Origin of the sequence: Paraburkholderia acidisoli (genome assembly GCF_009789675.1) — a bacterium.
Classification (GTDB): domain Bacteria; phylum Pseudomonadota; class Gammaproteobacteria; order Burkholderiales; family Burkholderiaceae; genus Paraburkholderia; species Paraburkholderia acidisoli.
The window spans coordinates 819,197-845,356 of record NZ_CP046916.1; the positions used below are offsets into that span (position 1 = coordinate 819,197).

The 26,160-nt window shown below is 65.3% G+C and carries 26 protein-coding genes; 20 read left to right on the top strand and 6 right to left on the bottom strand.

Annotation, left to right across the window (positions count from 1 at the left end; all coding sequences use genetic code 11):
• Positions 1–461 precede the first annotated feature (461 nt).
• The 13 genes from FAZ98_RS32570 to FAZ98_RS32630 all read left to right on the top strand — a co-directional run bounded on the left by FAZ98_RS32570 (position 462) and on the right by FAZ98_RS32630 (position 12,144).
• Positions 462–1,271, top strand: coding sequence for an N-acyl homoserine lactonase family protein (locus FAZ98_RS32570; protein WP_158957922.1), 810 nt, complete (start codon positions 462–464; stop codon positions 1,269–1,271).
• A complete protein-coding gene (locus tag FAZ98_RS32575; RefSeq protein ID WP_158957924.1) occupies positions 1,268–2,053 on the top strand; it encodes an SDR family oxidoreductase in 786 nt (261 codons plus the stop codon). Before FAZ98_RS32570 ends, FAZ98_RS32575 begins: the two co-directional genes overlap by 4 nt.
• A gap of 19 nt (positions 2,054–2,072) precedes the next feature.
• Complete coding sequence (locus FAZ98_RS32580; RefSeq protein WP_158958671.1) at positions 2,073–3,419, top strand: MmgE/PrpD family protein; 1,347 nt, start codon at positions 2,073–2,075, stop codon at positions 3,417–3,419.
• A 57-nt stretch (positions 3,420–3,476) separates the two neighbouring features.
• Positions 3,477–4,403, top strand: a complete 927-nt coding sequence (locus FAZ98_RS32585) for an NAD(P)-dependent oxidoreductase (RefSeq protein WP_233272964.1) — start codon at positions 3,477–3,479, stop codon at positions 4,401–4,403.
• Positions 4,404–4,424: 21 nt separating this feature from the next.
• Positions 4,425–4,751 carry an NIPSNAP family protein gene (locus FAZ98_RS32590; RefSeq protein WP_158957925.1) on the top strand — a complete coding sequence of 109 codons (327 nt, stop codon included), beginning with the start codon at positions 4,425–4,427 and terminating at the stop codon, positions 4,749–4,751.
• 12 nt (positions 4,752–4,763) lie between these two features.
• Positions 4,764–5,675, top strand: coding sequence for an NAD(P)-dependent oxidoreductase (locus FAZ98_RS32595; protein ID WP_158957927.1), 912 nt, complete (start codon positions 4,764–4,766; stop codon positions 5,673–5,675).
• Between the two features lie 46 nt (positions 5,676–5,721).
• Positions 5,722–7,161, top strand: a complete 1,440-nt coding sequence (locus FAZ98_RS32600) for an aldehyde dehydrogenase family protein (RefSeq protein ID WP_158957929.1) — start codon at positions 5,722–5,724, stop codon at positions 7,159–7,161.
• 123 nt (positions 7,162–7,284) lie between these two features.
• Positions 7,285–7,680, top strand: coding sequence for a carboxymuconolactone decarboxylase family protein (locus tag FAZ98_RS32605; RefSeq protein ID WP_158957931.1), 396 nt, complete (start codon positions 7,285–7,287; stop codon positions 7,678–7,680).
• An 83-nt stretch (positions 7,681–7,763) separates the two neighbouring features.
• Entirely contained in the window at positions 7,764–9,122 is a 1,359-nt protein-coding gene (locus FAZ98_RS32610) for an MFS transporter (protein WP_158957933.1), read from the top strand.
• A 25-nt stretch (positions 9,123–9,147) separates the two neighbouring features.
• Positions 9,148–10,050: an NAD(P)-dependent oxidoreductase gene (locus FAZ98_RS32615; RefSeq protein ID WP_233272965.1), complete on the top strand. Its 903-nt coding sequence runs from the start codon at positions 9,148–9,150 to the stop codon at positions 10,048–10,050.
• A 31-nt stretch (positions 10,051–10,081) separates the two neighbouring features.
• Positions 10,082–10,477: a cupin domain-containing protein gene (locus tag FAZ98_RS32620; protein WP_158957937.1), complete on the top strand. Its 396-nt coding sequence runs from the start codon at positions 10,082–10,084 to the stop codon at positions 10,475–10,477.
• A 94-nt stretch (positions 10,478–10,571) separates the two neighbouring features.
• The gene (locus tag FAZ98_RS32625) at positions 10,572–11,369 is read left to right on the top strand and encodes a carboxymuconolactone decarboxylase family protein (protein WP_158957939.1); all 798 of its coding nucleotides are present in this window, start codon (positions 10,572–10,574) and stop codon (positions 11,367–11,369) included.
• Between the two features lie 79 nt (positions 11,370–11,448).
• A complete protein-coding gene (locus FAZ98_RS32630; protein ID WP_158957941.1) occupies positions 11,449–12,144 on the top strand; it encodes a GntR family transcriptional regulator in 696 nt (231 codons plus the stop codon).
• A 79-nt stretch (positions 12,145–12,223) separates the two neighbouring features.
• On the opposite strand, the gene FAZ98_RS32635 is transcribed toward FAZ98_RS32630, so the two are convergent.
• Both FAZ98_RS32635 and FAZ98_RS32640 read right to left on the bottom strand, forming a co-directional pair.
• Entirely contained in the window at positions 12,224–12,457 is a 234-nt protein-coding gene (locus FAZ98_RS32635; RefSeq protein WP_407672149.1) for a hypothetical protein, read from the bottom strand.
• Between the two features lie 265 nt (positions 12,458–12,722).
• Positions 12,723–14,294 carry a C40 family peptidase gene (locus FAZ98_RS32640; RefSeq protein ID WP_233272966.1) on the bottom strand — a complete coding sequence of 524 codons (1,572 nt, stop codon included), beginning with the start codon at positions 14,292–14,294 and terminating at the stop codon, positions 12,723–12,725.
• A 483-nt stretch (positions 14,295–14,777) separates the two neighbouring features.
• Between FAZ98_RS32640 and FAZ98_RS32645 the strand changes: the two genes are divergently transcribed.
• Positions 14,778–15,779, top strand: coding sequence for a GNAT family N-acetyltransferase (locus tag FAZ98_RS32645; RefSeq protein ID WP_158957945.1), 1,002 nt, complete (start codon positions 14,778–14,780; stop codon positions 15,777–15,779).
• A 152-nt stretch (positions 15,780–15,931) separates the two neighbouring features.
• Here the strand turns inward: FAZ98_RS32645 and FAZ98_RS32650 are convergent, their stop codons facing one another.
• The gene (locus FAZ98_RS32650) at positions 15,932–17,128 is read right to left on the bottom strand and encodes a glycosyltransferase family 4 protein (RefSeq protein ID WP_233272967.1); all 1,197 of its coding nucleotides are present in this window, start codon (positions 17,126–17,128) and stop codon (positions 15,932–15,934) included.
• Between the two features lie 748 nt (positions 17,129–17,876).
• Between FAZ98_RS32650 and FAZ98_RS32655 the strand changes: the two genes are divergently transcribed.
• A complete protein-coding gene (locus FAZ98_RS32655; RefSeq protein ID WP_158957947.1) occupies positions 17,877–18,155 on the top strand; it encodes an HU family DNA-binding protein in 279 nt (92 codons plus the stop codon).
• Between the two features lie 231 nt (positions 18,156–18,386).
• Here the strand turns inward: FAZ98_RS32655 and FAZ98_RS32660 are convergent, their stop codons facing one another.
• Complete coding sequence (locus FAZ98_RS32660) at positions 18,387–19,904, bottom strand: sensor domain-containing diguanylate cyclase (RefSeq protein ID WP_233272968.1); 1,518 nt, start codon at positions 19,902–19,904, stop codon at positions 18,387–18,389.
• 275 nt (positions 19,905–20,179) lie between these two features.
• Positions 20,180–20,557: a DUF427 domain-containing protein gene (locus FAZ98_RS32665; RefSeq protein WP_158957949.1), complete on the bottom strand. Its 378-nt coding sequence runs from the start codon at positions 20,555–20,557 to the stop codon at positions 20,180–20,182.
• A 360-nt stretch (positions 20,558–20,917) separates the two neighbouring features.
• On the opposite strand from FAZ98_RS32665, the gene ssuD reads away from it, so the two are divergent.
• The 3 genes from ssuD (at position 20,918) to FAZ98_RS32680 (ending at position 23,815) form a co-directional block, all read left to right on the top strand.
• Entirely contained in the window at positions 20,918–22,060 is a 1,143-nt protein-coding gene (ssuD, locus tag FAZ98_RS32670; protein ID WP_158957951.1) for an FMNH2-dependent alkanesulfonate monooxygenase, read from the top strand.
• Positions 22,061–22,182: 122 nt separating this feature from the next.
• Positions 22,183–22,488 (top strand): helix-turn-helix domain-containing protein, encoded by a 306-nt coding sequence (locus FAZ98_RS32675; protein WP_158957953.1) that lies wholly within the window; start codon positions 22,183–22,185, stop codon positions 22,486–22,488.
• A 1-nt stretch (position 22,489) separates the two neighbouring features.
• Positions 22,490–23,815 (top strand): type II toxin-antitoxin system HipA family toxin, encoded by a 1,326-nt coding sequence (locus FAZ98_RS32680; protein ID WP_158957955.1) that lies wholly within the window; start codon positions 22,490–22,492, stop codon positions 23,813–23,815.
• Between the two features lie 60 nt (positions 23,816–23,875).
• Here FAZ98_RS32680 and FAZ98_RS32685 read toward each other — a convergent pair whose 3' ends face one another.
• Positions 23,876–24,199, bottom strand: coding sequence for a hypothetical protein (locus tag FAZ98_RS32685; RefSeq protein WP_158957957.1), 324 nt, complete (start codon positions 24,197–24,199; stop codon positions 23,876–23,878).
• Positions 24,200–24,312: 113 nt separating this feature from the next.
• On the opposite strand from FAZ98_RS32685, the gene FAZ98_RS32690 reads away from it, so the two are divergent.
• Positions 24,313–25,473 carry a porin gene (locus FAZ98_RS32690; protein ID WP_158957959.1) on the top strand — a complete coding sequence of 387 codons (1,161 nt, stop codon included), beginning with the start codon at positions 24,313–24,315 and terminating at the stop codon, positions 25,471–25,473.
• Between the two features lie 234 nt (positions 25,474–25,707).
• Positions 25,708–26,136, top strand: coding sequence for a MarR family winged helix-turn-helix transcriptional regulator (locus FAZ98_RS32695; RefSeq protein ID WP_158957961.1), 429 nt, complete (start codon positions 25,708–25,710; stop codon positions 26,134–26,136).
• The last annotated feature ends 24 nt before the right edge of the window (positions 26,137–26,160 follow it).

The window sequence follows — 26,160 nt, forward strand, 5'->3', positions numbered from 1 at the left end:
CAGCGCCCCGTCCCCCAACAATCGGCGCGCATGCGGCGCAAACTGCGGCGCCGCGGCCTCGCAGCGGCCGCCCAACAGGGGTTCGGCCTGCGTCGAGACACCACACCTTAGCCTGCTTTTCCAGGCACGCTTGACCATCCGTCTCAAAAATAGGCCTAAACCTGTGCCGCGAATGCGTGTTTTATCTTCTTGACGGATTGTATGACAAGAATATAATCCGCCTCATGCATGGCGGTTCGCGGGTCGGCGTCGAGTCGATCGACACGGACAAAAGCCAATCGCGAAGGCGGGCGCCACGCGCCCCGCACAGAACATCCAAGCCATCGGAGACACCCCTTCATGCACCGCACCGCCGGCCGCGCCGAGGCTCCCGCCTCGAGACTTTCCCGCCGATCCCGCCCACGCTGATCGCGCCCGCCGCCGCGCCCTCGATAGCCAACACCAACAAGGACACCCGAGACATGTCATCGCCGATCGAGAACTACCGCATTTACGCCGTCAAATACGCCCATTTCGAGCGCCGTTCGTATCACAACTTCCTCGGCGGCGACACGCACGACGTGCCCATGCCGCTCGATTATTTCGTGTGGGCGGTGGTGGGCCGCGAGCGGACGTTCATCGTCGATACCGGTTTCGATCAGGCCATGGCGGACAAGCGCGGCCGCACCATCACGAACACGGTGGAAACGGGGCTCGGCAAGATCGGTATCCGCGCGCACGACGTCAAGGACGTCATCATCACGCACATGCATTACGACCATGCGGGCAACCACGCGCTGTTTCCGCAGGCGCGCTATCACCTGCAGGATCGCGAGATGGCGTATTGCACGGGCCGCTGCATGTGCCATCACGCGCTCAGCCATCCGTTCGAGCCGGAAGACGTGAAGGCGATGGTCGGGCGCCTGTTCGACGGCCGCGTGCAGTTTCACGAAGGCGCCTCGGAGGTCGCGCCCGGCATTAGCGTGCATTGGGTGGGCGGCCACACGAATGGCCTGCAGATCGTGCGCGTGCACACCGAAAACGGCTGGGTCGTGCTGGCCTCGGACGCCTCGCACTTCTACGCGAACATGGACGATCACCGGCCGTTCCCGGTGGTCTACAACGTCGGCGACATGCTCGAGGGCTACGAAACCGCACACCGTCTCGCAAGCTCGCACGCCCAGGTGATTCCGGGCCACGATCCCGCGGTGCTGTCGCGGTTCCCCGCGCACGATCGCGAGACCGAAGGCTGGATCGTGCGGGTCGATGCGCCCATGCGGAGCGATCGATGAGCTTGCGAGGCAAAGGCGCGCTCGTGACCGGTTCGTCGAACGGACTCGGTCTCGCGATGGCCACGGCGCTCGCGCAGGCGGGCTGCGATATCGTGCTGCACGGGCTCGAAGCGCCGCACGCGATGGTCGAATCGTGCGAAACGCTCGCCCAGCGCTGCGACGTGCGCGTGAGTTACGTGCAGGCCGATCTCACCGAAGTCGCGGGCGTGGACGCGCTCATGGACGCGGCGCTCGCGCGGCTCGGCACACTCGACGTGCTCGTCAACAATGCGGTCGTGCGCCACTTCGCGGGCATCGACGCCTTTCCGCTCGAACGCTGGCAGGAAGCGCTGGCGGTCAATCTCACGGCGGCGTTTCGCGCGATCCAGCGCGCGCTGCCGGGCATGCGCGAGCGCGGCTTCGGGCGCGTCTTCAACATGACCTCGGTGTATGGCTCGCGCGCCGTGGCGAATCGGGTCGATTACGTGACGACGAAAACGGCGCTGATCGGCATGACGCGCTCGGTCGCGCTCGAAACGCTCAAGCACGGCATTACGTGTAACGCGATCTGCCCGGGCTCCGTGCTCACGCCCAACATCGACGGCCGGATCAACGAACTCATGCAGGCGCGCGAACTCGACCGCGACGCGGCGGTGCGCGCGTTTCTCGAAGGCAAGCAGCCGACCGGCGAGCTGATCGAGGCCGCGCACGTGGGCGAACTCGTGGTGTTCCTCTGCGGCCCCGCGGCGGCGCACATCACGGGCGCGACCATGCCGATCGAAGGAGGCTGGCTTGCAGGCTGATCTTCGCGTTTCATCGTCGATGCAAAGCGGCGTGACGGACACGCTCGCGCGTTTCGTCGCGCGCGCGCAATGGGCCGATGTGCCCGCCGACGTGCGGCACGAAGCCAAACGCGCGCTGGTGAACTATTTCGCCGTGGCGCTCGCGGGCGCGCACGATCCGACCATCGACAAAGCCGTGAACGTGTATGCGCGTTTTCGCGCGAACGAAGACGCCACGCTCGTCGGGCGCGGAGAACGCAGCGACGTGCTCAATGCGGCCGCGCTCAACGCCATGAGCGCGAACGTGTTCGATTTCGACGACACGCATCTGCCCACCATCATTCATCCGGGCGCGCCCGTGGCTGCGCCGTTGTTCGCGCTCGCTCAGGACACGCGTCAAGCGCGTGCGCTCAGCGGCGAGGCGCTGCTGCTCGCGTTCGTGCTAGGCGTGGAAGCGGCATGCCGGATCGGCAATGCGGTGTCGCCGGAGCACTATCAGCGCGGTTGGCACATCACGTCCACCTGCGGCGTGTTCGGCGCGGCGGCGGCCGTGGCGCGTGCCATCGGGCTCGATGCGCGCGGCACGGCATGGGCGCTCGGCAACGCGTCGGCGCAAACGGGCGGGCTCGTGGAAACGCTGGGCACGATGTCGAAAAGCATCGGCGTGGGCAATGCCGCGCGCAACGGCATGTTGGCGGCGCTGCTCGCCCAGGTCGGCTTTTCCGGGCCGGCCGCGCCGCTCGAAGGCGAACGCGCCTTCCTGCGTTGCGCGGCCACGCAGCCCGATTTCGGCGCGATTACCGAAGGGCTCGGCCGCGACTGGGCGTTGCGCGCGAACATGTACAAGCCGTATCCCTGCGGCGTGGTGCTCAACCCGGTGATCGATGCGTGTCTCGCGCTGCATGGCGCCGCGCTCGATGCGATCGAATCCGTCGAACTGCGCGGCCATCCGCTCTTGCGCGAACGCACGGATCGCCCCGGCGTCACGAGCGGGCGCGCCGCGCAGGTGAGCGCGCAACACGCGGTGGCGGTCGCGCTGGCGCGCGGCCGCGCGGGCCTCGCGGAGTTCAGCGACGCCACCGTGGCCGAGCCGCCCTTGCGCGCGCTCGGCCAGCGTCTGCGCTTTATCGACGAACCCACGTGGTCGGTGGAATCCGCCGAAGTCACGCTCGTGCTGCGCAGCGGCGAACGCATGACGCAGCACGTGGCGGCCGCGCGCGGCAGTCTGGCCGCGCCGCTCAGCGACGCTGCACTCGAAGCCAAGCTCCGCGAGCTGGCGGCCTGCCACGGCGCGAACCTCGACGTGGACGCATTGCTCGCGCAACTCTGGGCGCTCGACACGGCGCCCGATGCGGCCGCCGTGATGCGTGCCGCGCGACCGGCATAACGGACCGGAGTAACGAATACACAGCATACCGAAGTTTTATCGAAGCGAGGACTGAACATGAGTCAGGCAACAACGGAGCAGCGCGGTGCGCCGCTCGGATTCGTAGGCGTGGGAACGATGGGCCGGCCGATGGCGCGCCGCCTCCTGCAGGCAGGACACGCGCTGGTGGTGTTCGACCGCGACGAAGCGGCGGTGGCGGAACTGGTTGCGCTCGGCGCGCAGGCCGCGAAGTCCGTGCGCGAAGTCGCGGACCGCGCGCGCATCGTGTTCACGAGCCTGCCCACGCCCGCAATCTTCAAGGACGTGGCGATCGGCGCGAACGGCTTGCTCGAAGGCGAGACGCTGAAGATTCTCGTCGATCTTTCGACAGTGGGCTCGCGCACCGAGAAGGAAGTGGCCGCGGGCCTGCGCGCCAAAGGGATCGAAACCGTGGATGCGCCCGTGAGCGGCGGCGCGGCCGGTGCGCAGAAGGGCTCGCTCGCGATCATGGCGGCGGGCGCGAGCGCGGCGGTCGAGGAAGTGCGGCCGCTGTTCGACGTGCTCGGCAAGGTGTTCGTGGTGGGCACCGAAGCCGGCCAGGGCCAGTTGCTCAAGCTGCTCAACAACATGCTGTCGTCCACGGCGTTCGCGATCACCTCCGAGGCGTTCGTGGCCGGCATGCGCGGCGGCCTCGACCCCGAAGTGATGATTTCGGTCATCAACGCGGGCAGCGGCAAGAACGGCGCGACGCTCGACAAATTCCCCAAACACGTGTTGCCGCGCTCGTTCGACTTCGGCTTTCCGGTGGGCAGCGTGTGCAAGGACATCGGTCTGGCCGTGGACGAATGCCAGGCGCTGGGCGTGCCGATGTGGGTGGGCAACGTCGCGCGCCAGATGTGGAACTACGCGGCCATGCAGGACGGCGCCGCGCGCGACATGACCGAACTCGTGCGCTACGTCGAACGCTGGTCGTCGACCGACGGACTCGAAGACTCGCAAGCATAACGAACGATATTGGAGAACAGCATGATTGTTGAAATGCGCATCTATCACTGCGCGCCGACGCGTCTGCCGGCGTTGCTCGACCGCTTCTCGTCCACCACGCTGGGCTTCTTCGAGAAGTACGGCATCAAGCCGATCGGGTTCTGGACCACGCTGATCGGCGAGAGCAATCACTCGCTCACGTATCTCGTGCAGTGGGAGAACCTCGCCGAGCGCGAGCAGAAGTGGAACGCGTTCCAGGCCGATGCGGAATGGATCGCGAAGCGCGCTGCGAGCGAGGCGGAGCGTCCTATCGTCGAGCGGATCGAGAGCCATATTCTCGCGCCCACGGCTTTCTCGCCGCTGCGTTAAGGAGCGTGCCTCATGACTGACTCCAAGCAGGCGCCGCGCAAGATCGGCTTTATCGGCCTCGGCATGATGGGCACGCCGATGGTGCAATGCCTCGTCAACGCGGGTTACGCGCTGTATCTCGACGACGCCGACGCATCGCGCGCCGACACGCTCGCCGCACAAACGGGCGCGCAACGTCTCACGGCCGCCAATGCGGCCGAACTCGACGCGCTCATCACCATGCTGCCGAACTCGGCGATCGTGGAAACCGTACTGCTCGGCGCGGGTGCGAGCGGCTGGGCAAGCCGCCTGACGGCGGGCACCGTCGTGATCGACATGAGTTCCTCGGAGCCGGAGCGTTCGCGCAAGCTCGGCGCCATGCTCGAAGAACGTGGCCTCGCGTATCTCGACGCGCCGGTCTCGGGCGGCGTGAAGAAAGCGAAGGAGGGCACGCTCGCGATCCTGATCGGCGGGCGGGCAGACGTGGCCGAACGCTGCCATGCGCTGCTTTCGGCAATGGGCAAGAGCCTGCTGCATATCGGCGGCGCGGGCGCGGGCCATGCCGCGAAGGCGCTCAACAACTACGTGTCGGCGGCCGGGCTCGCGGCCACGGTGGAGGCGCTGCACGTGGCCGAGCGCTTCGGCATCGAGCCGGGCGTGATGACGGACGTGCTCAACGCTTCCTCGGGCCGCAGCAATACCTCGGAAAACAAGGTCAAGCAGTTCATGTTGAGCGGCACCTTCGGTTCCGGTTTCGCGCTGCAACTGATGAACAAGGACATCAAGATCGCCGCCGCGCTCGCGCAATCGGTGGGCTACCCCATGGCGCTCGGCACGACCTGCGCCGCGCTCTGGAACGACGCCGCGCAGCGCGCCACGCCCGCGACCGATCACACCGAGATGTACCGCATGCTGCCGCTCGACGCCGAAAAGAACGCGGGCTGACAAGCAGGCGAAAAGCAGGCTGAAATTCAATCGATACGGAGTGCTTATGTCTATCGAAGTGCATAGCGGCGAGTTTTATGTCGATGGCGCCTGGGTGGCGCCGGCCGCGCCGCGCTGGTTCGACGTGATCGATCCGGCCACGGAAGCCCCGGTTGCGCGCCTCGCGCTCGGCGACGCCACCGACGTGGATCGCGCCGTGGCCGCCGCACGCCGCGCGCTGCCCGCGTGGTCGGCCACGAGCGTGCAGGAGCGCGTGGCGCTGCTCAGGCGCGTGGTGGAGCGTTACGAGCAACGCTACGACGACTTCGCGGAACTGATGCGCCGCGAGATGGGCGCGCCCATCGCATTCGCGCGCAGCGGCCAGGCCGCGCGCGGTCCCGCGCATCTGAACGCGTTGATCGACGTGCTCGAACGTTTCGAGTTCGAGGAGCAGCGCGGCAGCACGCGCGTCGTGCTCGAACCGATCGGTGTCTGCGGCCTCATCACGCCATGGAACTGGCCGATCAACCAGATCGTCGTGAAGATCGCGCCCGCGCTCGCGGCCGGTTGCACGATGGTGCTCAAGCCCAGCGAATATTCGCCGCTGAGCGCGTTGTTGTTCGCCGAGGTGCTCGAAGCAGCGGGCTTGCCGCGCGGCGTGTTCAATCTCGTCAACGGCGACGGCCCCGGCGTGGGCGAAGCGATCGCGCGCCATCCCGACATCGACATGGTCTCGTTCACCGGCTCGACGCGCGCGGGCGTGCTCGTGGCCGAAGCGGCCGCCACCACGGTCAAACGCGTGGCGCAGGAACTGGGCGGCAAGTCGGCGAACATTCTGCTCGACGACGTCGATCTCGAGGCGGCCGTTACGCGCGGTGTGGCCGCGTGCTTCACGAACTCGGGCCAATCGTGCTCGATTCCCACGCGCATGATCGTGCCGCGCCATTTGCTCGAAGCCGCGGAAGCGATCGCGCAGAAAGCGGCGCAAGCGTATCGCGTGGGCCCCACCGACGATCCCGCCACGCAACTCGGCCCGCTCGTGAACCGCAACCAGTTCGAGCGCGTGCAAATGCTGATCCAGAAGGGCATCGACGAAGGTGCGCGCCTCGTCACGGGCGGCACGGGCAAGCCCACCGGACTCGAACGCGGTTACTACGTGAAGCCCACGGTGTTCTCGCAGGTCACACCCGAGATGACGATAGCGCGCGAGGAAATCTTCGGCCCGGTGCTCTCGATCATGGGCTACGACAGCGAGCAGGAAGCCATCGCCATCGCGAACGGCACGGAATACGGCCTGGCCGCGTACGTGCAGTCGGGCGACCTCGAACGCGCGCGCAAGGTAGGCCGCGCATTGCGCGCGGGCGGCGTGCATTTGAACTATCCGCCCGCCGACTTTCACGCGCCGTTCGGCGGCTACAAACGCTCCGGCAACGGCCGCGAATGGGGCGAGGCGGGGCTGCGCGAGTATCTGGAAACGAAGTCGATGGTGGGCTACGGCGCGCCCTGAGCGTGTTGCCGTAAAAAATTTTGCGCCGCGCGCTTGTCCGACAATCAGCCCCGAAGACACGCGCGGTGCATCGAATCGATGAAGCATTGACGAAGCACGACACAACACAGAGAGGAATCCGAAATGAGTGACAACGAGCGTTTCGAAGCCGGTTTCGAAAACCGCAAGGAAGTGCTGGGCGCGGCGCACGTGGAAAAGTCGTGGGCCAACGCCGACGACTTCAACCGCCCGATGCAGAAGTACGTGACCGAATGCTGCTGGGGCGACATCTGGGGCGACCCCACGCTGCCGTTCAAGACGCGCAGCCTGCTCAACCTCGGCATGCTCACGGCCATGAGCCAGCATCACGAACTCGCGGTGCACGTGAAGGGCGCGCTGCGCAACGGGGTGACGAAGGAGGAAATTCGCGCGGTGCTCATGCAGGCCGCCATTTACTGCGGCGTACCGCTCGCGCTCGCGGCGTTCCGCGTGGCAACCGACGCGATCAAGGCGTACGAAGCGGAGAAAGCCGCGGCGTAAGCCGCCGCAACCCACGCAGTCGCACGGCAAGCCCACTATAAACGCGCGCATCGAACGGTGCGCCAAACCAGTTGGAGACAAAGATGAAAACCCTGGCTGCAACCGACGTCGTTCAGCACGAACGCGAGGAGTCGATCGAGGCGAAGCGGCGCAACGCCATCAAGGGCGCGTTCTTCTCCGAGTACATCGACATGTTCGACATCTACCTGCCGGTGGTCGTGCTGTCGCCCGTGCTCGCGTTCTTCCAGCCGCCGCATCTGTCGGCCGGCATGGAGACGATCCTCGCGTCGCTCGTGTTCATCACCACGCTGCTGGGCCGCCCGGTGGGCGCGCTGATCTTCGGCATGATCGCCGACCGCGTGGGCCGTCGCAAGGCGTCGATCTATTCGGTGTCGGGCTTCGGCGTTATCACGTTGCTGATCGCGTTGCTGCCGGGTTACGAGAGCATCGGCATCACGTCTTACTGGTTGCTCGTGCTGCTGCGTTTCGTGGACGGCATCTTTCTCGGCGGCGGCTATACCGGGGCCATGCCGCTCGCGATCGAGTACTCGAAAAAGCACCAGCGCGGCTTCGTGGGCGGCTTCATCATCGCGGGCTTTCCGGCCGCTTACGTGTCGATCAATCTGGTCGCCATGCTGATGTTCGCGGTGTTCCCGCTCAACGGCATCCATTCGCCGTACGCGCAATGGGGCTGGCGCATTCCGTTCGTGCTGGGCGCCGTGCTCGCGGGCTTGCTCGCGCTGTACTACGTGCACAAGGTGGCCGAGTCGGAAATCTGGAAGAGCGAGACCGCCGATAAAGCGGGCGAGAGCGCTGTGCAGGCAGAAAAGCTGCCGCTGAGCGATTTGCTGCGCGGCAAGAGCGGCCGCAGCCTGTTGCAGGTGCTGGTGATGATGACGGGCTTCTGGCTCACGCAGAACATCATCACGATCTTTCTGCCGACCGGGCTGCTGTTCAAGACGCTGCATCTGACCGGTTTCCAGATCACGCTCACGCTGATGATCACGTATTTCGTGCTGTTCTTCAGCTATATCGCCTCGGGCATGATCGGGCAACGCATCGGGCGCCGCCGCTTCTTCGCCATTCTCGGCCCCGTGATCGCCACCGTGGGCGCGGGCCTGCTCTACGTGCTCGCCAACGTCGACCTCACACTGCCCGCCATCATCGCCATTACCTGCGTGCTGGCGGTGATCGTCACCTCGCCGTGGGGCGTGATCGTCACGTACATCAACGAGCGCTTCGTGACCGATGTGCGCGCAACGGGCTTCGGCGTGGGTTTCAGCCTCTCGGTGATCATCCCGTCGTTCTACGCGTTCTACATGAATGCGCTGAGCGCGTTCATGCCGCTGCGGCTCACGCCGGTCGCGCTGCTTTGCGTGGGCGGTTTGATCGGCGCGATCGGTGCGCTGATGGGACCGGAAACCAAAGATGTGGACTTCTAAGCAATCAGAACAGGAAGGAATGACGATGAACAAGGAGCGCATAGGCTTTATCGGCCTCGGCAACATGGGCGGGCGCATGACGCGGCGTCTCGTGGACGCGGGCATTCAGGTGCTCGGCTTCGACACCGTGCGCGAGCGCGTGGACGCGGCGGGCGCGCAAGCCGCCGCCACCGTTGCCGACGCCGTGAAATTCGCCGATGTCGTGATGATGTCGCTGCCCGACAGCAAGGTCGTGGAAGCCGTGGTGGAAGGCCCGGACGGCGTGCTGGCGCAGTGCCGCGCGGGGCAGATCGTGGTGGATCTGAGCACGGCCGCGGCCAGCTCGACGATCCGCCTCGCGAAATTGTTCGCCGAGCGCGGCGTGCAGTACGTGGACGCGGGCATCTCCGGCGGCGCGGCGGCGGCCGAGAAAGGCAAGCTCACGCTGATGGTGGGCGGCGACACGCAAGCCGTGCAGGCACTGCAATGGGCGTTCGCGCCCATCGCAACGAAAGTCGCGCACATGGGCGAGAGCGGCGCGGGCCACACCACCAAGCTGCTGAACAACTTCCTCAACGCGGTGAGTCTCGCGGCCAGCGCGGAAGTGATGGTGGCGGGCAAGAAGGCCGGGCTCGATCTGCATCTGCTGCTCGACGTGCTTAACAGCAGCAGCGGCGTGAACTTCGCCACGCTCAACCGGTTTCCGAAGATTGTCGACGGCGATTATCTCGAAGGCGGTCTCACCGGCAAGCTCATGACGAAGGACGTCGTGCTCTATGTCGATCGCGCGCGCGAGCTGGGTGTGGTGTCGCTCAACGCGTCCGGGCCGCTGGCGAGCTTCGGTCTCGGCACGGCGCTCGGTTACGGCGACGTCATCAGCAATCGCGTGGTGGATGCCATCGGCGACGTCTCGGGCGGCGTGCGGCTTCACGACAAGAAGGCAGGATAACGAAGCAATTCGAAACAACGGAGCAATCAGCATGAAGGTATTTCACGGCAGGGCGGAAGGTGGCAAGTCGGAACAACGCGGCGCGACGTTTACGGGCGTGGTGTATGCGGATCCGGTGATGGCGCCCACGGACGGCGTGACCATCAACACGGTGTTTTTCTCGCCGAGCGCGCGCACGTTCTGGCACACGCACGAGTACGGTCAGGTGCTGACCGTCACGGCCGGGCGTGGCTGGGTCTGCAAGGAAGGCGAGCCGCCGCAGGAGATCCGTCAAGGCGACATCGTCTTCATCGGGCCGAACGAGCGTCACTGGCACGGCGCGAGCGACGCGAGCTACATGGTGCATATCGCCACGTCGCTCGGTTCGGCCACCTGGCAGGAAGAAGTGGCCGAAGCCGATTACCCGCAAGGGCTGAACGCGCGCTGAGCGGGTTTCAGGCCGATGCGGGGTGCGCTCCGCATCGGCGAAAACCCGTTGGATCATTCGCGCAGAATGTATTGAAAACAGGAGACACGCAGCAATGACACCCGTGGAAGCCACGCGCGATCGAGACGATCACGGCACCCCGCGCGATCCGCAACGTATCAAGGACGATTTCGTGCGCGTGCACGGCACGTGGAACGCCGCGTGGGAAAGCATGCTGCGGCTCGACGCGGGTTTCGTCGATGCGTACGTCGCGTTTTCGGGCGTGCCGCAACGGCGCAATCATCTGGAACCCAAGGTGCGCGCCTTTATCGCGCTGGCCGCCGACGCGTGCGCCACGCAGCTTTACGCGCCCGGCGTCGCGCAGCATATCGACGCGGCGCTCGCGTGCGGCGCGACGCGCGAGGAGTTGATGGAAGTGCTCGAACTCGTGAGCACGATCGGCATTCATACGAGCAACGTGGGCGTGCCCGTGCTGCTCGAAGTGCTCGAAGAGGAGGGCCTGCGCGCGGGGCCGGCGGCGCTCAGCGAACGTCAGCTCGCGCTCAAGGAAGCGTTCACGCGCAATCGCGGCTACTGGCATCCCACGTGGGAAGGCCTGCTCGAACTCGATCCGGATCTGTTCGAGGCGTACGTGGCGTTTTCTTCGGTGCCGTGGCGCACGGGCGTGCTGAGCCCGAAGGTAAAAGAGTTCATGTATTGCGCCTTTGACGCGTCCTCCACGCACCTCTACGTGCCGGGGCTGAAGTTGCACTTCCGCAACGCGCTGCGTTACGGCGCGACGGCCGAGGAATTGATGGAATTGCTCGAAATCGTCAGTACGACGGGCATTCACGGCGCGGAACTCGGCGCGCCCTTGCTCGAAGCCGCGCTCGCGCGGCGCGAGGCCGGCTGAAAACCACACCCTCGTTTAGGGAAATGGCGCGCGGTGCAGTATCATACCGGCTGGAACTTTGTCGGACGGGAAGACAATAATGTCGACTGATATTGGTTTGGTGCGGCCCGAAACGCTGCGTCATCAGGTCGAAAACGTGCTGCGCCAGGCCATCATGAGCGGCCGCTTCGCGCCGGGCGCGCGCCTCATCGAACGCGAACTCTGCGAGTCGCTCGGCGTGAGCCGCACTTCGGTGCGCGAGGCGCTGCGCAAGCTCGAGGCGGAAAAACTCGTGCGCAACGTGCCGCACAAGGGCCCCGTGGTCGCGGTGATGTCGCGCGAGGAAGCCGCAGAGTTGTACGCCTTGCGTGCACTGCTCGAGGGGTTTGCCGCGCACGAATTCGCGCGCGTCGCGAACGACGCGACCATCGAGCGCTTCGGCGAAGCCGCGAAGGAACTGCGCGTGCAAGCCACGGCGCAGAGCCAGGAAGGCGTGTTGAAGGCCAAGACGGCGCTCTACGACGTGCTGCTCGATCACTGCGGCAACAGTCTCGTGAAGGAAATTCTCACGAGCCTGTATTCGCGTGTGAATCTGCTGCGCGCGACTTCGCTGATGCATCCCGACCGGCTGCCGAGCAGCCTGAGCGAAATCGACAAGCTCTACGAGGCGCTCAAGGCGCGCGACGCGGATAAGGCGCAGGAACTGGCGCGCCAGCACGTGCTCAATGCGGAGAAAGCCGCGATGCGCATGCTCGACGGCAACAATGCCGCAACGGGCGAGGGCGAAGAGGCTTGACGCAAACGCCTGAAATCGCGCGCGTGAATCTTTCGCTTTGTTTCGCCGTCAACGCGGCTAACGCGCGTTTTGAGGCGTCTTATTCCGCCGATCCCGTCGCGCAGTAACGCGCGAATTGCGTTTCGCCGGGCGTGAAGTGCTGCCGCTGGGCCAATTCCCAGGGGCGCTCGCAGCGCTGGGTGTGCTCGCACCAGCTGTAACCGGCCGAGGCGCGGCAGCCGTGGGCGTCGGCGTCGTGGCCCACGAGATCCGCTGCGGCGGGCGCCGCTGCAGTGGGCGCCGAATTCGAGGCGGTGCTTTGCGCCGCGTTCATACACGCACCGAGCAGAACGGCAGTCGCGATCGCGACTCCCATCGGCAATAACGGTTTCCCGCGCATCAGGTTCACTCCCGGTATAACGATCGACGCCAGTTCGATCGGCTGAAAACCGGCGAGTCTAGCAGCCGCGCGCGCGTTGGCAAGGCTCCCGCGGGCTTTGGCGGCGCCCCTCGCGCGCGTGTTGTGCCGCACCGCGCCCGGCGCTCGCCACACTCAGGTTCGCAGCAGCCCGTAGCGTGGTGGCGCGCGTAAAGCCCGCTCAGCCCGCCGGATTTTCCTCGTCGTCGTGCGAGGGCGCCGCGCCCGCGGGCGTGCCGAGGATGCTCACCTGGAAGGTGGGCGTGGCCGCCAGCGATTGGAGGCTCGGGTCTTCGGGATAACTCAGCAGCAGCGGCAGAACGACCGAGCCGCCGATCACGGCGCGGCGGCTGTTGTCCGCCGGTCGCAAGCCCCATACGTCCTGATACACGAGCGGCACCGCATGACCGTCGCGCTCGGTGTTGCCGAGATACAGCATGACGTGGCCGCCGATATAGATGAGCGTGCGCATGGGCGCGCCGTGCTGCGCGAGCCACGCCAGGCGTTCGGCGGGCGTGGACGACGACAGATCGGTCATGACGCCCGCGCTCATTTGCGTCGACGAATGGCGCGGCAGCCATACGCCGAACGCCGCGAAAATGCTCTGCAGTTCCGCCGAGCAGTCGTTGTCGAAGTTGGCGTTGCCCCAGCCGTACGGGCGGCCGATCAGCGCTTTCATCAGCATCGCGAGATGGCGCGGCGTGGCGGCGAGCGGTCCGCCGACCACGGCGTTCGCGTCGAGCGGCGCGGTGCGGATCACGGCGCGTCCTTCGATATCGCGCGCGGGCACGACGACTTCACGCGTGGCGCCGGTCGCGCCGCTTCCCTCGTTCGCGCCATTCACGCCGTTCGTGGCAGTCGCCGCGCCCGTTGTGCTCGCGCGCAAGGGCAGCAGCGAACCGGCGGGCGCGTCGAAGCGGAACACGCCGCTGTCGTCGCGCACGGCCGCCGACGCCACGACCACCACACCCAGCGATTGCTTCACCGCCGCGCGCCAGGCGGCGACGAAGGCGTTGTCGGCGCGCGCCACGCCCTCGGCGCGCACCCAGCCTTGCACGTCGGGCGTCTGCACGTAGCGCCACGCGCCGTCCGCGCTGGTGCCGAGCACGTAGAGCGGCGTGCCGGGCCGCACCGCGCTCACCTGGAGGTTGTCGAACGGATAGCCTTCGCCCGCGATCCGGTGCGAGTAAAACGACGGATCGATGGTTGGCAACTCGCGCACATAGAGCGCCGAAGTCGCGATCGCGCGGCGGCTCGCATCGTAGGCCGGCGCGCGTTCGAACTGCGCGACGTTCATGTTGCTGGCAATGGCGTCGATCCACGCCTTCGTATGCGGACGGAAGTTCATGCCGTAACCCACGCGGCGCGGCGCTTTGTCGGCGTTATCGAACAGGGCGATGCGGCGCGTTTGCAGCGCGGCGATGTCGCTGCCGCCGTTGCGATAGACGCGCTGCTCGACGTAAGCGCGATTCCATGGCGAGGGATCGCTCGGGCCATCGCCGAAATAACGCGCGACGAGCGCCGCGAACTGCGCACGCTGGACCTCGGGCGTGAGAAACGGCGTGTCGTAGCTGGCGCTCGCGGGGTCGATGACATGGTCGACGTTCTGGTCGTAATGCTCGATGGCAAAGAGCGAGACCGTGTCGGGCGGCAACGCCGGCGCGGACGATGCCGACGGCGAGGGCAACGCGTTCGGGCCGCTCGCGCAGCCGGCGAGCGCGCAGGCTGCGGCCAGCGCGAACGCGGCGAGCATGACGCGAGGCGAGTGGCGAGCGTGCGGAATAGCGGAAGAAGAACGGGACGGCGAAACCGAAGAATCGAGAGCGAAACGCATGGGATGACAGGCGCGAGCAGAAAGCCGGAAGCGGGGGAACCGCGAATCCGCCGATGATACAGGAGCCGCTGCGCACCTTTCGCCGCCAGGTTGCGCGCGCCACGATGGGCGTCTCGATTCGCGCAAACGGCTGCTTCGAAGCGCAGCAATCGGCAGACGAATTCCCGGCTGAACTTTCTGCATTGAAAGCCAATGCGAGGCGTTCGCATCGCCAATGTGCGGCAGCGCGCAATATCGTGCGGGAAAACGCTAGCACGTCGCGCCTTCGTGCCTTTGCTGCTGGATTTTGGCGTAAACCGCCGGTTTGTTATCCCTAGACTGCTTCTCGTGCAGCATGCGCGATCGACTGTCCGCGTCGCCGATCCGCGCGCAGAAAGAACACGGAGACCGGGGAACAGAGTCATGTCCACAGTTAAAGACTGGGCGCCGTCTGTGCAACAGCCCGACGCTGCCCGGATATCACAAGAGCCGGCTCCGACCGCGCATTCGATCTTCCACGAGCCGTGGTGGCTCGACATCGCGACGCAAGGCAACTGGCAGCGCGCGGTCGTGAAGCTCAACGACAAGGTGATCGGCGAAATGCCGTATGCGATACGGCGCACGCGCTTGTGGCGCGTCTCGCATCTGCCGCCGCTCACGCGCACGCTCGGCCCGGTGATCGCGCCGGTGACGGGCAGCGCCGCGCGCCAGCAGCGCCACCGGCTCGACGTGACCGCGCGGCTGATCGATCAACTCCCCGAATGCGACAGCTTTTTCCAGGTGCTCGACCCGCGCGTGGACGACGCGCTCGCGTTCGCGCTGCGCGGCTTCTCGGTGTCGGCGCGCTACACCTATCGGATTGCGCCGGACGTGCCGGCGGAGGAAGCCTGGGCGCGGCTCGACAGCAAGACGCGCAACGTGATCCGCAGCGCGTCGCATGAACTCACGATCGACGCCGATCTCACCCCCGAAGCCTTCCTCGCGTTCTACGACGCCAATCTCGCCGCGCGCTCGCGCACCAACGCGTATGGCTCGACCGTGATGCGCGAACTCGTGAACGCGTTCGTCGAGCGCAAGACCGGCATGCTGCTCGGCGCGTATGCGTCGAACGGGCAACTCGTGGCCGCGATCGGCATCGTCTGGGATCATCAGTCGATGTACTACCTGCTCTCGTCGCGGACGCACGACGCGCATTGCGGTTCGATCAGCCTGTTGCTCTGGACGAGCATCTGCCGCGCGCTGGACCGCAAGCTCACGTTCGATTTCGACGGATTTTCGAGCCCGTCCACGTTCAACTTTCTAAGCGGATTCGGCGCGACGCTCACGCAGCGGCTGGGCGTCGAGCGGCTCGGCACGCTGTATCTGCTCACGCGCACGGTCAAGCGCCGCTTCGCACCCGCGCACGTGTTCGCGCCGAATCTTTGAAGGCGCGAGGGCGTTGTCGATGTCGATGTCGACGGTCCGACGCGCGGGGGCCCAACTGCTTCGTCACGGCGTCAGCGCGAGAGGATGATCGCCACGGCGCGTTCGTACGCAACGTGAGCAGCGCGGCGTTTTCCGGCGTGGCTACCGCCGCCTCAAACGAGTCCGTGACGCGCCGAATCGCGGGCCTTGCGGGTGGTCGTTTCGGCGAGATCGAGCGCGCTCGATGCGAACAGCGTGGGCGTCCAGCGGCGGATGGTGGTCTGCGCGTTGAGTGCGAAGCGGTCGCGCATCACGCGGTCGCCGCCGAGTTCGGCGATGCGCAGCGCGAGCGTGTTCACGTCGCGCGGCTCCACGACGAAACCGTTCACGCCGTCGATCACCACCTCGTCGGCCACGCCGCACGTGCGCGTGACGATCGCCGGGCAGCTCGCCGCGAACGCTTCGCTCACGCACAGTCCCCACTGATCGAACTCGCTCGCGAGCACGACGAACTCCGCGAGCGCGTAGAGATTCGGCATTTCGGTGTTGGCGAGCGACTGGAGGATCGTTACCTGACTCGCGACGCCGCTCGCCTCGATCCGTTCGCGCAAATGCGCTTCGAGCGGACCTTGCCCGACGAGCACGAGGCCGACGCCTTGCTCGTGCACGCCCGATTGCCGCCACGCTTCGATCAGCACGTCGACGTTCTTGCGCGCCACGAAACGGCTCACGCAAAGCACGTAACGCTGCGGCAGGCCGAAGCGCAGGCGCACCGTTGCATCGTCGTCGCGAGCCTGTTGTGCGAGTTGCGCGAAATAGTCGACGTCGATGACATCGAAGCCGATGCGCGATCGCGCCATGGGAATGCCGAGCGATTGCGCGTAACGCCGATGCTTTTCGCCCGCGACGAGCGCGCCGTCGAAGCGGCTCACGAGCCAACGCTTGAGGCGTTCCTTCGCTCGATGACGCAGGCCGTCGTCGGCTTTCGAATCCGACATGTAGATGAGCTTGTAACGCCGCGTGAGGAGGCGCAGTGCGCACAGCAGCGTCGAATAGCCCGTGTTGTAGCCGAGCGTGATGACGACGTCGGGGCCGAACTCGAGCACCTTGGTGGTGAGGCGCGCGCTCGCGCTCACGCCGAGGCTGTCGCTGTCGCTGCCGTCGGCGACCAGCGTTTCGGCCTGACGCGGACGATTCGCGAAGAACGCCGCGCGCCGCTCCTGCGGAAAGCCATAGACGCCCGAGCGCGGAAACACCTCGAGTAGCGCGACCTGATGGCCACGGCTCGCTGCCGCGTTCACGAGCGCTTCGTAGCGGGGGACGTGGTAGTCGCCCAGATTGCCGATGACGAACAGGATGCGTATGGACAAATGACGGCTCACGAAAGGTATAGGCAAAGTGCCACGACGGTGCGTGACCGCTCGAGTTGAACGCGCGACTTAACGCATCGTAACCGTTGCGGCGCGCCGTGGCGCGCGATGTCGGCGATGGGCGAATACTTGTCCGAAAGGAGAGGATGCGGGGCGAAAACGGGCGCGCTTTGCGATGTTGGATGGGCTGCGCGGGCAACTATGGCGTCTCGTGGGAAATTTAGGGTGCCATCGTCCTAAGGTCGACATTATAGGATTAATGTCAAATAAAATAGCTTGAATCGTCAGATATTTTACGGTTTGCGTTATATTATTTACGGCTCAGCTTGATGCACGCGATACACAACGCAAACTGCACGGATACAGCCGGATTTTGACGTTTTCAGACACGATAACTCCAGCCATTCGCAACTCGCGCATCGATCCGGGTTACGTCATATTCCCCGCGATCCATTGCATCGCAATCCTGATTAAATCGCGCCTTTCGACGCGCTTTAAAAATTGACAAAAGCGAACGTATTGAAATCGATTTCCCGTTTATTTTTGTTATTTCGAACGATTCGCCCGTGTTTTTTCTACACACTGTCTTCGGGTTGTGCTATTGATTCGACCTTCGCCGCAACCCGCGGCGAACCGCAAAACACGTGCCGGTCGGGCTTTACACGCGTTTCCATATGCAACGCGATTTGCCTGTTTCGCGCGCGTGAGGTAGGGTATGCAGGTTTTCTCAACTCAAAACAGGTAGCAGATGAACAAACAGGAACTCATTGACGCAGTCGCCGCAAGCACGGGCGAAACCAAGGCTGCCACGGGCGCCGCGATCGACGCGATCCTCGAGGTCGTCACGCGTGCGGTCACGTCGGGTGACTCCGTGCAGCTCGTCGGCTTCGGTTCGTTCTCGACTGGCCAGCGTGCCGCTCGCGTGGGCCGCAACCCGGCCACGGGCGAGGAGATCCAGATTGCCGCTGCAAAAACGGTGAAGTTCACCGCAGGCAAGGCCTTCAAGGACGCCGTCAACGCGTCGTGATGTAAAGGCCGCCGCCAGGCGCTCGCACGCGCGGCCCGTATGGCCGGCGCGTGCGACGCGTCTTCTCCCCCGTGGCGGCGCGCTTCCCCCGTCTCATCGTTCTCTCTCGGCATCAAGATCGACCGTGCGCTCATAGGCCGGCCGCGATCCTGTTCTGATCCACCTTCCGCCGTGTCCGATACGCCTCGTTTTGTGCAATAACGAAGCGCGCCGCTGCACGCCGAACTCGCGTCACGCCTTGCCGGTCACATCCTTGCCGACCGCTTCCGCTTCCATTGGCGCGCGCGCGTTTTCATTGCGACGGCGCTTGGCCTCGTACATCGCCGCATCGGCTTCGCGCAGCATCGTTTCCACGTTGTCGCCTTCCTCGCAGCTCGCCACGCCGAGCGAAAAACTCAGCTTCGGGCCGCCATAGAACTGATTGTTGAGCTCGACGAGCTTCGTGATGCTGTCCGCCACGATCGCCGCATCGCGCACGTCCGCGCCCGGCAGCAGCACCGCGAATTCGTCGCCGCCGATCCGCGCCGCCTGATACGGCTTCTGAATCGCCTTCGCGAGCGCCTCGCCCGCGCGACGCAGCAGCGCATCTCCGGCCGCGTGGCCGAGCTGATCGTTCACGGCCTTGAGGTTGTCCATGTCGAGGACGATCGCGCTAACCGGGAACGGCCCTTTGCGTTGCAGGCGATTGATTTCGTCGACATAAAACGAACGGTTCTTGAGCTTCGTAAGCACGTCGTGCTTGCCGAGGAACTCCAGGTACGCCTCGGCTTTCTTGCGCGCCGTGATGTCGGTGAGCGCGAGCAGCACGAGATCCCACTTCGCCTCGTGGCCGGGAAACACGGAGAACTGCAAGTGCACGTTCAACTCGCTGCCGTCGAGCGCGTAGTTCACGACTTCGCGTTGCTGGAACAGGCGGCCTTCCCACAGGTCGAGCAACTGCTCGCGAAAGTGCGGGCGCATTTCGTCGCGGAACACGTCGGGGAGGCGCGCGAGCAGCGTGGCTTTGTCCGGCACGCGGAACATGCCGAGCGTGTAGTGGTTGACGTCGAGCACGCGAATCTCGCTCATGCAGCGTTCGACGAATTCCGGATGCACGTCGGTGAAGGTGCGAAAGTCGACGATGCCCTGCATGCGCACTTCGTCGAGCAGATCGCGGATCGCCGAAAAATCTTCCACCCACAGCGACACCGGCGCGTGCTCGAACACGCCCAGTGCGTACTGTTCGCTCGCCGCCGCGCGATGACGCGCCTCTTCGAGCGCGGAGACATCCTCGATCGACACCAGCACGCGGCTCCAATCGTCTTCGTGGCCGGGCAGGATCACGCCGCGCAGCAGAATGTCCATGCGCCGGCCCGCCAGCGTGTAGTTCACGCTCTTGCTTTCGAAGGTGGCGCTGCCGGTCCACATCTGCTCCAGTTCGCCCACGTGGGCCTGGAACATGTCGTCGCGCAGCACTTCGGAGAGATGCGCGGAGAGTTCTTCGTAGTCGCGCGCACCGTAGAGCGAGAGCGTGTGCCGGTTGACCTTGAGCACGCGTATGCACGCCGAGCATTCGGCCACGCGGCGCGGGTCTTCTTCCAGAAAGCGCCGCAGGTCGGTGACGCCTTGCGCGCGCCAACGCTCGAACAGCGCGCGCAGCTGGCTATAGTCTTCGAGCCAGAGCGACGTGGGCGTGACGTCGAAGAAGTCGAGCAGGTCGACGCCCATGTTGGCGAAGCTGGCGGCCGTAGCCGGGGTGCCTTGTTGCATATCGGTGCGAGGTAGGGGAACGGGGCGCGGCCGGCGCCGCGCGCGAATAACCGAATCCTGGCACACCTTCACGCCCCTGTGAGCGTCGCCGATGCAGATAGCGCGGCGCCGGAGCGGCCGAATCCTTCGCCGGGACGTGCAGTGAACCTGTCTGATTAACGGCACGTACGGGGCGAACCTTCAGGATCCGCGGCGCTGGCGTGTCTCACATCGACGACGTCGGGCGCGCGCACGCCGCCTATTTCTCTGGCGGTGCGCCCGGCGTACGTGCCGCATCAAGGCAGCGTTTCGATCGAATCGACGCGGTCGGGATAGAACGCGAGATGGTCCTTGATCGCGGCCACGGCGTCATGCGGCGTCTCGTAGCTCCACACCGCGTTGCCCGCGCGTTCGCCGCCCGGCGTGATCGAGTAATACGACGCGGTGCCCTTATAGGGGCACCAGCTCGTGTGGTCGGTGCGCGCGAGCGAGGCGAGGTCGGCGTCTTCGCGCGGGATGTAGAACACCGCGGGATAGCTGGCTTCGCGCAGGGCGAGGGCGCGGCGGGTGTCGGCGATCACGCGGCCGCCCGATTTGACCACCACGCGCGCGGGCGCGGGTTCGATCGTGATCGGATGATCGGGGCCGGGAATTTTCACGGTTTTCGTATCCATGGCAGCGTCTCCCTGTGGCGGGTTGGTCGATGCGAATCGTCGATAACGACAGCCGGCCGTCACGGTCAGCGGTAACCGGCGATAACGAGGCGATGCAACCCACAGTCTAGGCGAGCCGCGCCGTCCTTGCCGTTCGCGACGGAACGCCGCAACGGTCGGCGCAGGCCCGCGCGCGATCCGCCACGGGCGCGCATAGCCGGAATCGTCATATGCAATTGCCGATTAACTGGTAGGGGAAAGCGCCGCCGGCTGTTTCAATGGGCGACCGATGCCGTTCGACGCACGGACGGCGATTGCCACGCGATAGCGCCCATTTCTGCCGTGCGCGGCCTTCCCATTTCATCCGCTGCAGGATCTTCGATGAGTCTCGACATTTTCTGGTTCTTGCCGACTTCCGGCGACACCCGCTATCTCGGCAAATCCGATTTCGGCCGCGCGCCGACCAACGCCTACCTGCGCCAGATTGCCGTGACCGCCGAAGAACTCGGCTACGACGGCCTGCTGATTCCCACCGGCAGCAGTTGCCTCGACCCGTGGGTGACGGCCGCGAGCCTCGCGCCGGTCACGCGGCGCATCAAGCTGCTGGTGGCGCTGCGCACCTCGCTGGGCGGCCCGACGGCTTCGGCGCGCCAGGCGGCCACGCTCGATCAGGCCTTGAACGGCCGGCTGCTGCTCAACGTGGTGCCCGGCGGCGACGCCACCGAACTGGCGGCCGATGGCGTGTTTCTCGCGCACGACGAACGCTATGAAGCCGCCGACGAATTCCTCACGGTCTGGCGCGACCTCTTGCGAGGCGAGAAGGTCAACTACGAAGGCAAACATCTACGAGTGGAGAACGCGCAGAATTTCCACGCGCCGGTGCAGACGCCGTATCCGCCGCTGTACTTCGGCGGGTCGTCGCCGGCGGCGCACGAACTGGCCGCCAAACACGTGGACGCCTATCTCACGTGGGGCGAGCCGCCCGAAGCCGTCGCGCAGAAGTTTGCCGACATTCGCGCGCGCGCCGCGCGTCACGGCCGCACGCTCAAGCTCGGCGTGCGCCTGCACGTGATCGTGCGCGAAACCAGCGAAGAGGCGTGGGCCGCCGCGAATCGCCTTATCAGCAAGCTCGACGAAGACGACATTCGCCGCGCGCAGGAAAATTACGCGCGCATGGATTCGGTGGGGCAGCGCCGCATGGCCGAGCTGCACGGCGGCAACCGCGACAAGCTCGAGATCAGTCCGAACCTGTGGGCCGGCGTGGGGCTCGTGCGCGGCGGAGCGGGCACGGCGCTCGTCGGCGACGCGGAAACGGTGGCGCTGCGCCTGAAGGAATATGTCGATGCGGGCGCGGACAGCTTCGTGCTCTCGGGTTATCCGCATCTGGAAGAATCGATCCGTTTCGCCGAACTCGTGTTCCCGCTGTTGCCTGGCAAGAAACCCGTGACGCTGCGCGACCAGACGCTCACGGGCGGCGCGTTCGACGTGCGCGCGCACGAACGGGGTGAGGCGGTGCGCGCCTGAGACATCGGCGTAAGTGGTGTTCTTATTCGTGTGAGCGATAAAATCTTTTTATTGCTATCAGCGATATCTTGTGAATATTCGCCACAGGCATATAATCGATTTATGCCTCACAGGAATATGCCATGAAGATCATCGTCCCGACCCCGGCAGCGCTCGGCGAAATCCTGCAGTCCGCGCGCAAGGACAGCGGCCTGACCCAGGCGCAGGCCGCGGCGCAACTCGGCGTCGGCCAGCCGCGGCTTTCCGCGCTCGAAACCACCAGCACCGCGAGCCTGTCGCTCGACCAGATGCTCGCATTGTTCGCACTCTACGGGCTCGAACTCTGCGTGCAGTCGCGCGAAGCGGCCTCGCCACGCGCGCGCGCTGACAAGTCGGGCGCGGATGCGGCGGGCGTCGATAAGCCGGGCGTCGATACGCCGGAGTGGTGAGATGGGCCGCAAATCGCATTCGCGCGCGCTGTCGATCTGGGCCAATGGCGAACGCGTCGGCACATGGGTCGTCACGCCCACCGGCGACACCGAACTGCGCTACGACGCCAACTGGAAGCGCTCGGCGGTCGGCCGGCCGCTCTCGCTCTCGTTGCCGTTCGGGATCGGCGAGGTGCCGCTGCGCGGCGAGCGCGTGCATCACTATTTCGACAATCTGTTGCCGGACAGCCCGCAGATCCGCCGCCGCATTGCCGCGCGCTTTCGCACCGACACGCTCGACGCATTCGACCTGCTCAAGGCGATCGGCCGTGACTGCGTGGGCGCCGTGCAATTGCTCGACGAGGACGAGGCGCCCGAACACGTCGACCGCATCGAGGGCACCCCGCTGAGCGAAGCAGCCATCGAGCGGCTGTTGCTCGAAACCTCGGGAGCGCTGCCGGGCGCCCAGGAGGAAAGCGACGAACTGCGCATTTCGCTGGCGGGGGCGCAGGAAAAAACGGCGCTGCTGCGCCATCGCGGCCGTTGGCGCCTGCCGCGCGGCGCGACACCCACCACGCACATCCTCAAGCTGCCGCTCGGTTTTATCGGCCATCGCAAGGTGGATTTCAACACCTCGGTCGAAAACGAATGGCTGTGTCTCGCGCTGCTAAAAGCCTACGGCTTGCCCGCGTCGAACGCGCAAATCCTGACGTTTGGCGCGCAAAAAGTGCTGTGCGTCGAGCGCTTCGACCGCGCGCTCTCGCGCAGCGGCGCGCTGCTGCGCCTGCCGCAGGAGGACTTCTGCCAGGCGCTGGGCGTGCCGCCGCATCGCAAATACGAGGCGCATGGCGGTCCCGGCGTGCGCGACATCGCGGGTTTGCTGCGCCAGTCGCAACAGCCGCGCGAGGACCTCGAAACGTTTCTGGCCGCGCAAATCGTCTTCTGGATGCTTGCCGCGCCCGACGGCCACGCGAAGAATTTCAGCCTGCGCCTGTTGCCGGGCGGCCGCTTTCAACTCGCGCCGCTCTACGACGTCATGTCGATCTGGCCCGTGGAGGGCGACGGCGGCAACCAGTGGTCGTGGCACAAGGCCTCGCTGGCCATGGCCGTGTGGGGCAAGGCGCGCCACTACCGCATGCGCGACGTGAAGCGCGCGCATTTCGACGCCACCGCGCGCCTGTGCTACTACGGCGTCGACGCCACGCCGCTCGTGGAGCGGCTGATCGAACGCACGCCGCACGCCATCGACGCCGTTGCGGCCACGCTGCCCGAAGGCTTTCCCGTGCGCGTGGCGGAGCGCCTGTTCGACGGTTTGCGTTTCTCGGCGCAACGGCTGGCGGCGCAGTGAGTCGTATCGCATCAATTCATGTCGATATAAAGCGCATTTAAACGCCGCAATATCGATGAATCAAAGGTCGTAATTCGCGTGTTCGCCGCGCCAATAATCTTCTTGACGAATGCCGTTAATCGATCGGATTGAAAGCATTATGTAACGCTTCTTATCGCGCCTTGGCAATGTTTCGATAACGGCACATTCGCCGGCTCGCGTCGAGTGCCTTGCCGACGATGTGCTTTTGACGCCACGTCCCCCGAATTTCAACACCGTTTTTATTTTCGACGCTCTATGATGCGGCTGTTCGTTTTTGCGCCGGTCTCTCGCCGCGCGAATTTTTTCCTGATTGCTTGAATGCAGGCAGCGATGAATTGCGTAATTCGCAATAATCGCCGCCATAAAAATTCAATACAGCAATTGCAGTGGACGGAATTCACGCGCATGCCATGCACTCGCATGGTGCCCGGCGCAGGCATTGGCAACATCGACTCGACTCTCGGAGCTAAATCAATATGAAAAAATCGCTACTCGCCGCGGCACTCATGGGCGCTTTCGCTATTTCGGCACATGCGCAAAGCAGCGTGACGCTGTACGGCCTGATCGACACCGGTCTCGTCTACACGAACAACCAGCAGGGCCACAGCAACTGGCAGCTCAACAGCAGCTCGACGCAGAACACCGTGTTCGGCCTGAAGGGTTCCGAAGATCTGGGCGGCGGTCTGCATGCGATCTTCAAGCTCGAGCAAGGCTTTCTGCTGAACAATGGCGCCCAGGCGTTCTCCGGCGACATGTTCGGCTCGCAGGCCTGGGTCGGTCTGCAAAGCGATCCGTACGGCACGCTCACGTTCGGCCGTCAGTTCGACGTGATGAACGATCTGGTCGGTCCGCTCACCGCCGAATTCAATACGTGGGGCGGCAGCCTCGCGGGTCACCCGTTCGAGAACGATAACCTCTCGGCCAACTCGGTCGTCATCAACAACTCGGTCAAGTACGCGAGCCCGGTGTGGTACGGCCTCACGTTCGAGACGATGTACTCGTTCAGCAACCAGGCAGGCAACTTCGCGAACAACCGCTCGTACGGCTTCGCGGTCTCGTACAACCAGGGCCCGCTGAACCTCGCGGCAGGCTACCTGCAACTGAACGACGCGGGCAGCGGCAGCGGCGCGGTCACGAGCAGCGACGCCAGCGCGAACTTCATCGCGCAACGTCAACGCGTCTGGTCGCTCGGCGGCAACTACACCTACGGCCCGGCAACCGTCGGCCTCGTCTGGAGCCACTCGCAGATCGACAACGCCTCGGGCGTGTTCTCGTTCGGCACGGGCTCGTACCTCGGCTCGGGCGACACGTCGTCGGGTTCGCTCGCGGGCTCGCTGCGCCTCGACAACTTCGAAGCGAACGTGAAATACGCGCTCACCCCGGCATGGTCGGTCTCGGGCGCCTACACGTACACGCACGGCGCCTACAACGGCACGAATCCGGGCTGGAACACGGCCATGCTGCAAACGGATTACGCGCTCAGCAAGCGCACCGACTTCTACCTCGAAGGCGTGTTCCAGAACGTGCATGGCGCGCCGAGCAATTCGGTGCTCTCGCACGCGATGATCAACACGCTTTCGCCGTCGTCGACCGACACCCAGGTCGCCGTCACGGTGGGCATGCGTCACGCGTTCTAATCCACGCACCGACGTTTTGTAACGTTACCATCGCGCTGGCGGGCGTCTGTGCCCGCTGGCCGCTGCATCCGGCGCGGCGCGGCTTTCCTGTAATGGAAGGCCCGCCGCGCGGTCGCATCCGCGCCTTCCGATGGCATTAAACGGGCACTCCCCGCGGCGCCCGCTGCGGACAAATAGTTGAAATTTTCAACTATTTGACTATACTGGCGAGCAATTGCCGGATGGAGCCCGCCTGTGTACTCCGATTTTCTGACCTTCAGGCTCGACCAGACCAGTGCGTTGCTGATCGAGCGCGCCAACGCCGTGTACCGCGAGCGCTGGGATCTCGACGTGCGTGCCATGCGTGTGCTGCGCATCGTTCGCAGCGAGCCCGGCATCACGCCGAAAGCGGTCTCGCAACTCGCGCTGATAGAAAAAACGCTGCTGTCGAAAACGCTCGCGGAACTCGAAACGCGCGGCCTGATCGCGCGCGGCGCGCATGTCGCCGACCGCCGCAGCGTGGCCTTGCGCGTCACGCCGGAAGGCGCGAAGGTCGCCACGGCTTCGGAGAAAGTGGGCTCGAAACTCGAGTCGGAACTGGCCGCCGTGCTCACCGAGCGCGAGCGCGAAACGCTCGGGCAATTGCTGGCGAAACTCGCGCAGAGCCTCGTCGAGGAAAACTGACGGCCGCCGGCACGTCGCTCAAGG